Below are 12,705 nucleotides of genomic sequence, written 5' to 3' on the forward strand. Positions count from 1 at the left end.
GTTCCCATTCCTATGGGTACTGGCTGGCTTGATGCTTGCGGCTCTGACGACTGCAGTAGCTGTTCGCACACGCAAACAGTAAGATTTATTGACGGTCATGAAAAGCTAGCCTTAACCGGCTAGCTTTTTGTTTGCCGCAACAGCGGCTCATGCTGGATAACGGTTAAGAATACAAAGGGAGGGATTCAATTGTGAAGATGGAATGCGACCTTGTGGTAGACTACATCAATGGATCTTTGCCATTTGATAAACAGTGGGAAGAGAGAATTGAAAAGCACTTGGCGGTTTGTCGGGAGTGCAGGGAACTTGCAGAATTGATGAGCGAACTTCCCAAATTAATGAATGAAACAACATTCTTTAAAGATATGAAAGCCAGGATATTGGCTATAGTATTTGAAGAAAGGACGGAATCGGGTTCTTCATCATATGGCTACAGCGTGTAAAAAAGCCAAAAGAACTGGAAATGGAGGGACTAAGAGATGAAAAAAATAATGATACTGCTTGTACTGGCAACTTTTTCGCTGCCTTTGATCGGGCAGGCGCATACGACGCTGTCTTCGTCATCACCTGCAGAAGGAGAAGTCATGGTTGAACCGTTGGAAGAGGTGGTTCTAACTTTTGGAACTGTCATCGAACAGGGAAGCTCGATGACGCTGGAAAGTGAAGGCACTAGTTATGAATTTGACGAAATCACACTTTCAGATAGTGTCATGACGGGATCTCTGTCGGAAGAACTGCCAAATGCGGCTTACACCATCCGCTGGGAAATCATTGGAGCAGATGGCCATCCGATAGAAGGCGAAGTGCCGTTTGAGCTGAATGTTGAAGCGGTTGCAGAGGAACCTGCGGCAGAAGAGGCAGAAACAGAGGAAGAACCAACAACAGAAGAAGCTGTAGTTGAAACAGAAACTCCAGCTGAAGAAGAGAATGCTGTCCAACCCGCAGAAGATGAAGGGAACTCGATGATTACAGTTTTCCTTGTGGTAGCATTACTGGCAGTCGCATTTATCGCTTACAGGCTATTGAAGAAAAAGTGAAAAATGATCGATTGTTGCAGGAAAGTGACTTTAAGATAAAGAAAAAGCTTACAGCGCCGAAAAATCGGGCGTTGTAAGCTTTTTTTATAATGATTAGACTTTGTTTTAAGCAGTTGGCATTCCGCCGGTTATGCTGTAAATTTGTCCAGTCACGTAGCTGGATTCGGTTGAAGCCAGGAATACGTAGACAGATGACAATTCAACAGGCTGTCCTGCGCGGCCAAGTGGCGTCTCAGGTGTGCCTTTTCCGAATTCAGGAATGTTTTCCTGCGGCTGTCCGCCGGAAATTTGCAGAGCTGTCCAGATTGGGCCTGGAGCAACCGAATTTACACGGATGCCTTTTTCGGCCAATTGTTTAGATAATGCTTTCGTGAAGCCGATGATGGCAAATTTCGTTGCTGCGTAATCGAGCAGCATCGGGCTCGGGTCAAACCCTTCAACAGAGCTGGTTGTGATGATGGAAGCCCCAGCAGGAAGATGCGGAAGTGCTGCTTTTACGGTCCAGTACATGGAATAGACGTTGACTTGGAATGTTTTTTCAAGCTGCTCTGTCGGCAAATCCAAAATGTCTTCGACCGCTTGCTGCTTGCCTGCCACTAATGCCAGGATGTCCAGTCCGCCAAGTTCGGAATGTGCCTTTTCGACAAGTTCTTTGCAGAAAGATTCGCTGCTCAAATCTCCAGGAATCAAAATAGCTTTGCGCCCTTCAGCTTCGATCAGTTTTTTGACTTCTTCTGCATCCGGCTGTTCGACCGGCAAGTAGTTAATGGCGACGTCTGCGCCTTCCCGTGCGTAGGCAATAGCAGCTGCACGGCCGATTCCAGAGTCACCGCCGGTTACAAGCGCTTTACGTCCGGTTAGTTTGCCTGATCCGGTATAGCTCGTTTCTCCGCAATCGGGAAGCGGGCTCATTTCGTTTTGAAGGCCTGGCGGCTCTTGATATTGTTTCGGAAAGTTGTCCGTTGTGTATTGTGTTCTAGGGTTTGGGATATTCGTCATTTGAATTTCTCCTCCTGTTGGTATTAAATGGGTTCTTTCTTTATCTACCACTTAAAAGAAAGGTGAAACCTGCATGAGAAAATGTAAGCGATTCATGAAAAAATAATTGCTCTTTGAATGAAAAATCAGCCATCATCTTTAGCTGCCCCGTAGTTATAACACGCTAAGTATCAAACAAGCGTAATACAAAAGGTCTTGTTTAATGTCGGGAAGCTTTTATAAGGATTTAGCAAGCTCGTTCTTTATTTTATTCATGTTAAAATCACTTATATGACAGACATACCTTATTAAGATGAACTAGAAGCGAGGAGGCGATATATTGGCTACTATCAGGGATGTTGCCAGATTGGCGGGAGTGTCTGTAGCCACTGTTTCACGTGTCTTGAATGACCATCCATATGTAAAACGGGAAAAAGTGGAAGCGGTAAAAAAAGCCATTGCAGAAACGGGATATATCCAAAACATCAATGCGATCAACTTGAAAAAGGGCAAAACGAACTTAGTGGGTATGGTGCTGCCGCTGCTGGACCATCCGTATTTTTCGCAATTGATGCAAGGCATATCTACGGCTGCTTCCGTTCATCACTACAAGCTTGTGCTTTATCAGACTGGATATCAGGAAGGGCAGGAAATGGAGGCATTGGAGATGTTGAAACTCAAGCAAATCGACAACCTGGTCATTTGTTCGAGACAAGTTTCTTTGGCTGTTATAGAACGCTTTCGCCAATACGGAAATATCGTGCTGTTTGAAAATGGCGGGAACACGCCATTGAGTTATACATTCGTCGATCACTATGCTTGTTTCATGAATGCGTTAACTTATTTGTATGACCGGGGACATCGGGAAATCGGGTTTTCCATCAATCGATCCGATGGAACGAACAGCAAGCAGAGGGAGCAGGCTTACAAAGATTTTTTGGAAACGAAAGGGCTGCGGTACCGTAAAGAGTATATCGTTAAAGACTGTCTTTACCTGGAAGACGGCGAACGCGTGTTAAAGCAGTTCTCAAAATTGCAGCAGCGCCCTACAGCTTTACTTGCAACCAGTGATCAAGTGGCAGCCGGAATAATGATCGCCAGTCCTGAATACGGAATCTCCATTCCGGAAGATCTTGCGATTATCGGCTTTGATAATCATCCGATTGCCAAGGCGATGAACATCACAACAATTGGCATTCCGCTAAATTCCATTGGGCAGACTCTCTTTGAACAGACCCTGTCAGAATCAGCTTCACATAAAGAAGTTCCCGTTAGCTTGATTGAAAGGCTGACAGTTTGAATGCGGAAACTGTATAAGGCTGTTGGTGACGAAATGGCAAAAAGCAGCCCGGGCTGGAGTCAGTAAAAGACAGAGACTTAGGCGTGATCATGCCCTGAAATAGGTTACACTCACGAAAGACATCGCTGAATTATTAAAAACTAGCGGGAACTGCTTTTCACCTTAAGCATAGTTTATGATATCGTTCTCAGGTCAAGTGATTTCCTGCAACTTTATTAAGCTGGTTTGAAGGGGGAAAATGAATAGGAACTATTGGAGTGAAATCATGCTCCAAGAAGAAATTTTCCGAAGAGACAGAGGGAAAGCAACGGGTTCTGCACAAGAAAAGCAGAAACTGTATGAGTATGAAGCCATAGAAACCCGAATAGAGTCACTTTTTCAAGTGACCAACATTCGGGTTTAATTTTTGGTGAGATTTTTTAGCTTATACTTCTCTTGTAGCTGTCTCTTCAATTTCTTTTCGTTTGCTATAGAAATTAGTAATCACTGTTTTTACAACGGCGTAGAAAGGAACGGCCAGTATGATGCCCCAGATTCCGGCAATATTCCCGGCGGCCAATATTAATGTGATCACAGTCAGCGGGTGAACGTTCAGTGCATTGCCCATGATGTTAGGCGTTATTAGGTTTCCTTCAATCTGCTGTGCAACAAGCATGATAATGGCTACGTAGACAGCCATTATCGGATCTTGAAACAGTGCGATAATCATGGCTGGAATTACTGCGATATAAGGTCCAAGGAAAGGGATGACATTAGTCGCGACACCGATTAAAGCGAGCAGGAACGCATAGTCAAGTCCGATGATCAAGTATCCGATCAGCAGCATGGTACCTACAATCAAACTCACAAATAGCTGACCCACGATGTAGGACTTTAAGGTTTCATCTATATCATGCAAAGTTTTGCGAATCCAGGTTTTTCTTTCTCCTGAAAAGAAATGGGCGACGAATGGCGCAAACTTCTCGTGGTCGATCAGGATATACACCAGGAAAAAAGGAACAAGAACAAGAGCGAGCACACCAGATAACAGACTTGTCAAGAAAGTCAGAAGCCATGAGCCGATATTGGCTGCCCAGTCCGTAAATTGTCCAGTGACACTGTTTATTTGTTCTCGGACAGAATCCGGCAAGTGTTCACGCTGGTTTAGAAGATATTGCCCGTAGTCCTCTGTGCTTTCAATAATTTCTGGAAAATTGCTTGCAAGGGAGTTTGCCTGCTCGGAAACAATCGGAGCCAGCAACACATAAAATAACCATATAAGGAGACCCATGAACGCAAAAATGAGTAAGATGGCTGCCCATTTGGGAACCTTCTTTTTTTGCAGGAAACGCAGGATGGGCCGTGTTAAGTAAAACAGCGCTCCACCCAGCAGCAAAGGCAGGAAAATCGTTTCTGCGACAACGAAGAGTGGCGAAAACACACCCTGTACTTCAATAAATAAACGAATGATGACTAAAGTTAATATAATCGCGACAGCTGTTTGAAACCAGACTTTATGTGTCATTAGAACACTCCTTTCGATAGAGAGTTAGTGTGGGGGATGACGAGGAAAAAGGCGCGAATATGCTGCCCGCTTTTATCATACGTACCCTTTGCAGAATCACTTTAACCGGCATAATTCGAATTCACGAAAAAAGACGGATTGCATTTATCTGCAACCCGCCTTGTTTATTTAGTAGTTTTTAGCTGTTTTCTATTTTCGTATCCAATAGGTTATGTTCCATGTAATCCTTGCCCCATTCATACATGGAGTCAAGAATGGGAATCAGGCTGCGTCCCTGGTCAGTCAGGGAGTACTCGACTTTAGGGGGCACAACCGGATAGATTTCGCGGTGCACAATCAAATGTTCTTCCAGTTCACGCAATTGAGTCACAAGCATGCGCTGGGTGATGCCTGGCATCAGATTTTTCAGCTCGCCAAACCGTTTTGTTCCTTCTTTGCCTAAATGCCAGAGGATCAACATCTTCCACTTTCCGCCGATGATCGAAAGCGTCAGTTCTTTTTCGCAATTAAAGCTTTTTTCTCCCAAGTTGGGCATGGTCTTCGCTTCCTCTCTCCGCTGCAGCCACTTTCTGCGGTTCTAAAATAAACGCATCAATCGCATGGCGTACACCTTCGTCATTGTTGGTAAGCGAGGTGTAGTCGGCAATCTCTTTCACTTCCTGTACAGCATTGCCCATGGCGATGCCAAAACCGGCCGCTTTGACCAGCTCAAAATCATTGTGGTTATCGCCGATTCCGATAATTTCGGAGCGGTCGATGCCAAGATGGTTCGCCAGGAATAAAAGAGCGGTTCCTTTGTTTGCTTCGGGATGTGTCACTTCCAAGTAGTTCTTTTTGGACTTCTCGATATAGGCCGAGTCGCCGAATATTGTCTGCAATTCTTTTTGCAGAAGATCTAACACATCAGGTTGGTCGATAAAGAGCAGTTTCGTAAACCCTTTTTGCGCAAGCCCAATCAAGTCCGGTTCTACCGCATACGGGACTTGGACAGCTTCGGCATAAGCGATCAACTTATCGGTTTCTGCGGCCCCGTAAAGAATATCGTCCTGATAGACCTGCAAGTGAATGTTTTTCTCGCGGGCAATGTGGATTAACTTTTTGGCAATGTCAGGGGAAACGGCGCGCTCATACAATGCGTTTGCTTCCCCTGCAGCCTTGATCATGGCACCTTGGTAAGTTATTAGCGGTGCATCAATTCCCAACTGCTGTGCCACGAGTTTTGCAGAAGAGAACATCCTCCCCGTCGCAATCGTGACCACCGTTCCCAGTTCCTTCGCTTTTTGGACGGCTTCCACCGTTCCCGGTGAAATCGTCAGTTCGTCTGTGAAGAGCGTCCCATCAAGGTCGATTGCAATCATTTTATACATAGGTTCGCTCCTTGGAAATTCTTTTGCCAACTTTAAAAATTCAATCCTTCAAACAGCATGACTCTGGCAGGAGAAGCGTCGGTGCCGGCTAATTTTAGCGGTGCTGCGACCATAAAGTATTCGCCTTGCTCAACTTCCTTCAAGCGCAGGCCTTCGATGATGATGATGTCATGGGCGAATAAGGTTTTATGCGTTGGGTGGCCTTCCTGGCTTCGTTCGATTCCGAGGGCGTCTGTTCCCACTCCGCGAACCCCGAGCTCTGAAAGATAGTTTGCACCATCTTCTGCAAGGTAGATAAAGTCAAAATTGAAATGGTCGTCAAAAGAGTTTTTTGTTTTAAATAGAACAAAGTCTTCCTTTTCAATCTCGAAGCCCTCCAGGTCCGCTTTTGAAATGCCGTTCTCGGATGCCGTCAAATCCAGCACTTTGCATTGTCCTACAAGTTTGTCCAACGAAATCGATTCAAACGTTTCGCCGCCAACAGTCATATGAAGCGGGGCGTCGATGTGCGTTCCCGTATGGACATCCATCTCCAAACGTGTTTCTGTCACATAGCCGTTTGTCAGCTGATTTAGTTTTGGCTGTTTTTCCGGCTTGTCTTTATATACGGCCATTCCTTCAAAAATTTCACCTGTTACATCATACATTTTCATCCAATCAATCCTTCCGTTGCAGATAGTTTCTTTCACAGTATGTTCAGCTTGGCATGCTTTTTGGGCGTCTGTCCAGTGATAGTGCTTGGACTACTCCCGGCTTTGGGTCTGTGGAATAAGGAAAATAAGCATGAGCCTAAAAAAATCAGGCTCATGCTTATTTATTTTACTCTAAATTGGCGTGCCTGCCGTACATAGTATCGGATTCGAGCCCTTTTTTATCCATAAATCTCAGGATCACCGCATCGTAGAAAAGGAGAAGCGACTGCTCAAACAGCGAGCCCATCGGTTGGATGGACTTGCCGCTGGCGCCGTCCGCTTTTGCTTGAGCCGGAATTTCAATTGTAATGTCTGCGAGACTTCCAATTGTAGACTGAGGATTAATGGTAATGGCCACTACCAAAGCGCCGATGTCTTTTGCTTTTTCTGTCATCGCTGCAAGGCTCTGGGTTTCGCCCGAACCGGAACCGACGATGAAAATATCACCGGGTTCCAAATTCGGAGTCACCGTTTCGCCTACCACATATGCATCCAAGCCGACGTGCATCATGCGCATGACAAAGGCTTTTGCCATAAAGCCCGAGCGGCCGCCGCCTGCGACAAATATTTTCTGTGCCTGTAGGATGCCGGCCACCAGCTTTTCAGCTTCTGTATCGTCAATAAGTGTTAGCGTCTGGTTTAGTTCGGCCAAAATTTCTTCTGTAAAGCTCGTGGTGTTCATGTTACACGGTCACGCTTTGTTTGATCAGGTTCTGGATTTTTTCAGCTTCTGCGCCTTTGTCGTCTTTGCTTGTAATGCCGCCGCCGACAATGATCAGGTCAGGCTGTGCTTTGATGACTTCTGGCAATGTTTCCAGTTTGATGCCGCCAGCTATAGCTGTGCGTGCGTTTTTCACGACGCTTTTAATGGTGCGCAAGTCTTCAAAAGAATCTTTGCCTTCTGCCTGCAAATCGTATCCAGTGTGGACACAGATGTAATCTGCTCCAAGGAGATCAAGTTCTGCCGCACGTGTTTTAATGTCTTTTACTGCAATCATGTCTACAAGGATTTTCTTGCCTTGTTTTTTCGCTTCTTCCACTGCACCTTTGATAGATGAATCTTCTGCTTGTGCAAGGATTGTGACAATGTCTGCACCTGCCGCAGAGGCATTCGATACTTCATAAGCTGCAGCGTCCATAATTTTTACGTCTGCAAGAACTTCCAGGTTCGGAAACGCTGCTTTCATTTCTGTAACGGCTTTTAAGCCTTCTTTGTTAATGACCGGAGTTCCGATTTCAACGATATCGATAAACGCCTCTACTTCTTTAACCAATTCGATTGCTTGTGGAATGTCTACTAAATCTAATGCTAGTTGTAATTTCATATATGTGAATCTCCTCATATTCTTATTTTGGCTCACACTCAGTCTAAGTCCTATTGGTGTTTTTGTGAAGTACGCACTTTGAAATCACATACTGACAAAAAGTATACCATCAGTGGCGGCGGGGATAGAATTGTTTCTGTGCCAGGCACCTAATGGTTTTTAAACTGCGTACTTACATAAAAGGAGACAAGCCACTATAATGGAAGCTGTTGTGATTATCAGATGCGTTTACAAGCTGCAGAAAATAGAGTGATAGAGTGGGAGAGGTTTAGTGCATGAGTATCGAGAGTTTAACGGAAGAATTTAATCATATAGATGAATTGGATGAATCTCAAAGAGAATGGGTCATGCAAGACATGACTTTTGTTTTGTTTGGAGCGACCGGGGATCTGGCACAGCGAAAGCTGTTTCCTGCGCTTTATAACTTATATCTTGATAACAAGCTGCCAGACACAATTTCGATTGTAGGATTGGGCAGAAGAAATTACACAGACAGAGTGTTTCAAGAGAAAATAGAAAAATCGCTCCATACCTATTCCAGAAAAGCTGTTCGATCAGCTACTTTGCAAGATTTTTTAGAGAAGTTCCGGTATTGCATATTCGACGCAACCGAAACACAGGCCTATCACCAGCTGGATGAACTCATCGAAAAAAGAGAAAACGAACTGGGCATTCCGCAAAATCGGCTGTTTTACTTGTCAGTGGCGCCAGGGTTAATCGATGGAATTGCTTCCAACCTGCACGCAACCGGAGTCTCAAAGAGCAGCGGATGGAATCGTCTCATTGTTGAAAAACCATTTGGCCGGGATCTGGAGACGGCAAGAACGCTCAATCATAATTTGGGGAAAGTGTTCAGGGAAGAGGAAATCTACAGAATTGACCATTACCTTGGCAAGCCGATGGTTCAAAACCTGAAAACCCTGGTTATGGCAAATCCGGTGCTGGGGTCGCTGCTGAACCATCACCAAATTTCAAATGTCCAAATTACTGCGAGCGAGACGGTCGGGATAGAAGACCGCGCAGGTTATTACGACAAAGCCGGGGCGATTCGCGACATGGTCCAAAATCACCTGTTGCAGCTGGTAATGATGACTGCCGTCCATTTGCCGGACAACCTTATGGTAAGTACAAGCCGGGTCAATAAGACCGAAATCATTGAGTCGCTTCAACCGATTGTAAAAGAACATGCGCATCAGAACATTATCCGTGGACAGTACGAGTCTGGAGAGATTCAAGATTCCCCGGCTGCCGGGTACCGGGAAGAAGAGGGAGTCGCTGATCTCTCGAAAAACGATACGTATGTTGCTGCACGAATTGCGATTGACCATCCATCGTGGAGAGGAATTCCTTTTTATATCCGGACCGGCAAGCGAATGAACGAAAAATCTACACAAATTGTCATTGAGTTTGAAAACAGAGCGATGGATTCAGAAATGCTAAAAGGAGCCGCTCCCAATTTGGTGATGGTTGAAATCAGCCCCAATGAAAGCATTTCGCTGCGCGTAAATTTAAAAGATGCTGCCAGCAACGAATTCAAGCCGGTTTGGACCAATTTGTCTACAAACTCAGAAGATCAGCCGGAAGCTTACGAGCTGCTATTGTTCGATGCACTCCGCGGCAACGCCACATTCTTTGCCAACTGGAGAGAAGTGGAACTGTCGTGGGAATGGATTCAGCCGGTATTGGAAGCTTTCCAGGAAGATTTACTGCCGTTGCATTTTTATCCTGCCGGTTCAAAGGGTCCGAGGGCTGCCAACGAATTGTTGATGGTCGATGGATATAAATGGTGGTAGAAAGCATTCTTAGAGAGAGCACATAGCACCGCTGAGGATTAAAAAGACTATTCAGACATTTAGTTTGAAACTGAGAGTTATTTGTCATATGATAAAGGGGCATCAAGGAGTGAAAGTTCACAAATCAAAAGAAGGATCACAATTTGAGGAGGAATTTATCTATGACAAAAATCGGCATCATCACAGGAAGCACACGTCCTGGACGCAACAGCGTTCAGGTTGCAGAATGGGTTAAGAACATCGCAGACAAGCGCGGAGATGCAGAGTATGAAATCGTGGATTTGGCGGATTACAATTTGCCGATGTATGCAGAGCCAATATCAGCTGCATATAGCCAGGATTACAAAACCCCTGAAGCGATTCCGTGGTCTCAAAAAATTGCAGAACTGGATGGCTATGTCTTCGTTTGTCCGGAATATAATCATGGCGTAACGTCAGCGTTGAAAAATGCCATCGATTACTTGTATGTAGAGTGGAACAACAAAGCAGCAGGCATTGTCAGCTATGGTTCTTCAGGCGGCGTCCGTGCGGCTGAATCGCTGCGCATCATTTTAGCGGAGCTGCAAGTAGCTTCTGTCCGAGCCCATCCGGCAATGTCTTTATTCACTGATTTTGTTAAGATGAGTGAATTCAAACCGGCTGATGTCCATGAAGGTTCGGTTACAACATTGCTCGATCAGGTCAATGCCTGGACCAATGCGTTTGAACCTTTGCGGAATAAATAAGAAATCTTACAGAACATTCAATGGCCAAGAGCAGTCCGTTTTTCGGATTGCTCTTTTTGTGTTGAAGATCTTTTGGGTCAATAAATTATCTTGAATCGAAAATAGTTGACAATCGATCGACTAGGTGTATATTGGAACTAATAAATATTCAAATAATCAGATATACTATAAAAAGAAAAAGAAGGTCTTTATTATGAAGAAGAAGCCGTTTTTCACTGGAAGATACGCAGGTTATTCATTCCAAAGCTTCAAAAAGGACCTTCTCTCAGGTTTGGTTGTCGGCGTTATCGCCATTCCTTTAGGGATGGCTTTTGCCATCGCTTCCGGAGTAAATCCAGAGTACGGAATCTATACCACCATCATTGCTGGTATTCTCATTTCGATTTTCGGCGGATCCAAATTTCAGATTGGCGGTCCTACAGGAGCCTTTATCCCGGTCTTGTTTGCCATAGTCATCGCTTACGGGTACGAAAGCTTGCTGCTGGCAGGATTTATGGCGGGCGTCATCATGCTCTTTATGGGGATTTTCAAACTTGGTTCATTGATAAAATACATCCCGCGTCCGGTAACGATCGGCTTTACGTCTGGAATAGCTGTCATCATTTTTGTGGGACAGGTGGCTAACTTTTTAGGACTGACTGGTGTAGAAAAACATGAATCCTTCTTGCCGAATGTCAAAGAAATCTTCCTCCATATCCAAACAGTCAATCTATATAGTGTCTTAACCGCTGTTGTCTGCCTGATCACAGTTATTATAACTCCAAAGATTATTCCCAAAGTTCCCGGGCCTTTGATCGGTTTACTCGTTTCGACAATCGTTGCGAGTGTGTTTTTCCCTGCTGAAGTTGCAACGATCGGTTCTACTTTTGGGGAAATTTCAAATGCTCTTCCGCAATTTCATGTTCCTGAAATTACTTTTGAGCGCCTCCAACTGCTGATTGGCCCAGCATTTGTCATTGCTATGTTGGGTGGGATTGAGTCTTTGCTCTCTGCCGTTGTTGCTGACGGCATGACAGGCAGTAAGCACAACAGCAATCGTGAACTGGTTGGGCAGGGGATTGCGAATATGGTTACCCCTTTGTTCGGCGGAATTCCTGCTACCGGCGCCATCGCCAGAACAGCAACCAATATAAAAAACGGGGCAGTGTCTCCTTTTTCAGGAATAATCCATGGGGTGGTTGTTTTCCTAGTCCTTATTCTATTTGCCCCTTATGCCTCAGTGATTCCATTAGCGAGCATGGCGCCGGTCTTGATGATCGTCGCCTGGAATATGAGCGAAAGGCATGTATTTGTCGCCCTGTTAAAAACAAAAACAGCAGATTCGCTGGTTTTGGCTGCCACTTTTCTGTTGACCGTTTTTGTCAGTTTGACTGTCGCTGTAGAAGTCGGGCTCCTATTTGCTGTCCTATTGTTCACCAAACAAATGAGTGAGTTGCTGGTAACAGCTAAAGCGCTGCCGGACCCAAACCACAAAGATGAAAAAATGGCGACGCATATGGTGACAGATATTCACGATTGCCCGCAAATAAGCATATACAATATAGAAGGGCCTTTGTTTTTTGGTTCAGCTCAGGCTTTTGAGCAATCCATTATGAATACCATCAATTACAAACCGAATGTACTGATGCTCAGAATGGGCAAAGTGCCTTTTATGGACACAACAGGTGAATCGTACTTGTCCAGCATCATCACAGATTTTTCAAAGCAAGGCACTGTTTTAATCTCTGGCATGAAACCCCATCCGATATCGGTAATGAAAAAAACCGGATTGTATGCCTATACTGGAGAAGAGCATTTCTTTGAGCATACCGGCGAAGCTATCAACTTTTCCTTGGGCAAGCTCGACAAAACCAAATGCTTGGGCTGCCAGCATTTTGCTTTCAAGGAATGTACGGCTCTTTCAGCTGGACTGGAATTCGTAAAAACGGCAACCGATAAAGAAGCGAACAATTTAAAATAGCTATAGAAGGGAAGAGAAGGCTTG

Annotated in this window: 14 protein-coding genes; 7 read left to right on the top strand and 7 right to left on the bottom strand. The window is 44.9% G+C overall.

The features are described 5' to 3' along the window. Nucleotides 1-191 precede the first annotated feature (191 nt). Nucleotides 192-443, top strand: a complete 252-nt coding sequence (locus GJB59_RS07665; protein WP_142826680.1) for an anti-sigma factor — start codon at nucleotides 192-194, stop codon at nucleotides 441-443. A 36-nt stretch (nucleotides 444-479) separates the two neighbouring features. After that, nucleotides 480-1,037: a copper resistance CopC family protein gene (locus tag GJB59_RS07670; protein WP_142826681.1), complete on the top strand. Its 558-nt coding sequence runs from the start codon at nucleotides 480-482 to the stop codon at nucleotides 1,035-1,037. Nucleotides 1,038-1,142: 105 nt separating this feature from the next. On the opposite strand, the gene GJB59_RS07675 is transcribed toward GJB59_RS07670, so the two are convergent. Next, entirely contained in the window at nucleotides 1,143-2,036 is an 894-nt protein-coding gene (locus GJB59_RS07675; RefSeq protein WP_142826682.1) for an SDR family oxidoreductase, read from the bottom strand. Between the two features lie 319 nt (nucleotides 2,037-2,355). Here GJB59_RS07675 and GJB59_RS07680 point away from each other — a divergent pair, with 319 nt between their 5' ends. Continuing rightward, complete coding sequence (locus tag GJB59_RS07680; protein WP_142826683.1) at nucleotides 2,356-3,315, top strand: LacI family DNA-binding transcriptional regulator; 960 nt, start codon at nucleotides 2,356-2,358, stop codon at nucleotides 3,313-3,315. Nucleotides 3,316-3,553: 238 nt separating this feature from the next. Next, entirely contained in the window at nucleotides 3,554-3,718 is a 165-nt protein-coding gene (locus GJB59_RS07685) for a hypothetical protein (protein ID WP_185959990.1), read from the top strand. A gap of 21 nt (nucleotides 3,719-3,739) precedes the next feature. Here GJB59_RS07685 and GJB59_RS07690 read toward each other — a convergent pair whose 3' ends face one another. The 6 genes from GJB59_RS07690 to hxlA all read right to left on the bottom strand — a co-directional run bounded on the left by GJB59_RS07690 (nucleotide 3,740) and on the right by hxlA (nucleotide 8,203). Next, nucleotides 3,740-4,819, bottom strand: a complete 1,080-nt coding sequence (locus tag GJB59_RS07690; protein ID WP_142826684.1) for an AI-2E family transporter — start codon at nucleotides 4,817-4,819, stop codon at nucleotides 3,740-3,742. A 178-nt stretch (nucleotides 4,820-4,997) separates the two neighbouring features. Then, complete coding sequence (locus tag GJB59_RS07695) at nucleotides 4,998-5,354, bottom strand: winged helix-turn-helix transcriptional regulator (protein WP_142826685.1); 357 nt, start codon at nucleotides 5,352-5,354, stop codon at nucleotides 4,998-5,000. Next, on the bottom strand, nucleotides 5,326-6,186 hold the full coding sequence (locus GJB59_RS07700; protein ID WP_142826686.1) for a Cof-type HAD-IIB family hydrolase: 861 nt from the start codon (nucleotides 6,184-6,186) through the stop codon (nucleotides 5,326-5,328). The genes GJB59_RS07695 and GJB59_RS07700 overlap by 29 nt, the downstream gene beginning before the upstream one ends. 32 nt (nucleotides 6,187-6,218) lie before the next feature. Further along, nucleotides 6,219-6,839 carry a cyclase family protein gene (locus tag GJB59_RS07705; protein WP_142826687.1) on the bottom strand — a complete coding sequence of 207 codons (621 nt, stop codon included), beginning with the start codon at nucleotides 6,837-6,839 and terminating at the stop codon, nucleotides 6,219-6,221. Nucleotides 6,840-7,005: 166 nt separating this feature from the next. Further along, nucleotides 7,006-7,560 (bottom strand): 6-phospho-3-hexuloisomerase, encoded by a 555-nt coding sequence (gene hxlB, locus GJB59_RS07710; protein ID WP_142826688.1) that lies wholly within the window; start codon nucleotides 7,558-7,560, stop codon nucleotides 7,006-7,008. A gap of 1 nt (nucleotide 7,561) precedes the next feature. Further along, the gene (gene hxlA / locus GJB59_RS07715) at nucleotides 7,562-8,203 is read right to left on the bottom strand and encodes a 3-hexulose-6-phosphate synthase (protein ID WP_142826689.1); all 642 of its coding nucleotides are present in this window, start codon (nucleotides 8,201-8,203) and stop codon (nucleotides 7,562-7,564) included. A gap of 275 nt (nucleotides 8,204-8,478) precedes the next feature. Between hxlA and zwf the strand changes: the two genes are divergently transcribed. The 3 genes from zwf to GJB59_RS07730 all read left to right on the top strand — a co-directional run bounded on the left by zwf (nucleotide 8,479) and on the right by GJB59_RS07730 (nucleotide 12,681). Beyond that, on the top strand, nucleotides 8,479-9,996 hold the full coding sequence (zwf, locus tag GJB59_RS07720; RefSeq protein ID WP_236015521.1) for a glucose-6-phosphate dehydrogenase: 1,518 nt from the start codon (nucleotides 8,479-8,481) through the stop codon (nucleotides 9,994-9,996). Between the two features lie 161 nt (nucleotides 9,997-10,157). Beyond that, on the top strand, nucleotides 10,158-10,721 hold the full coding sequence (locus GJB59_RS07725; protein ID WP_142826690.1) for an NADPH-dependent FMN reductase: 564 nt from the start codon (nucleotides 10,158-10,160) through the stop codon (nucleotides 10,719-10,721). Between the two features lie 193 nt (nucleotides 10,722-10,914). Further along, the gene (locus GJB59_RS07730; RefSeq protein ID WP_142826691.1) at nucleotides 10,915-12,681 is read left to right on the top strand and encodes a SulP family inorganic anion transporter; all 1,767 of its coding nucleotides are present in this window, start codon (nucleotides 10,915-10,917) and stop codon (nucleotides 12,679-12,681) included. The last annotated feature ends 24 nt before the right edge of the window (nucleotides 12,682-12,705 follow it).

Origin of the sequence: Planococcus soli (assembly GCF_016881065.1) — a bacterium.
In the GTDB taxonomy this organism is placed as follows: Bacteria; Bacillota; Bacilli; order Bacillales_A; family Planococcaceae; genus Planococcus; species Planococcus soli.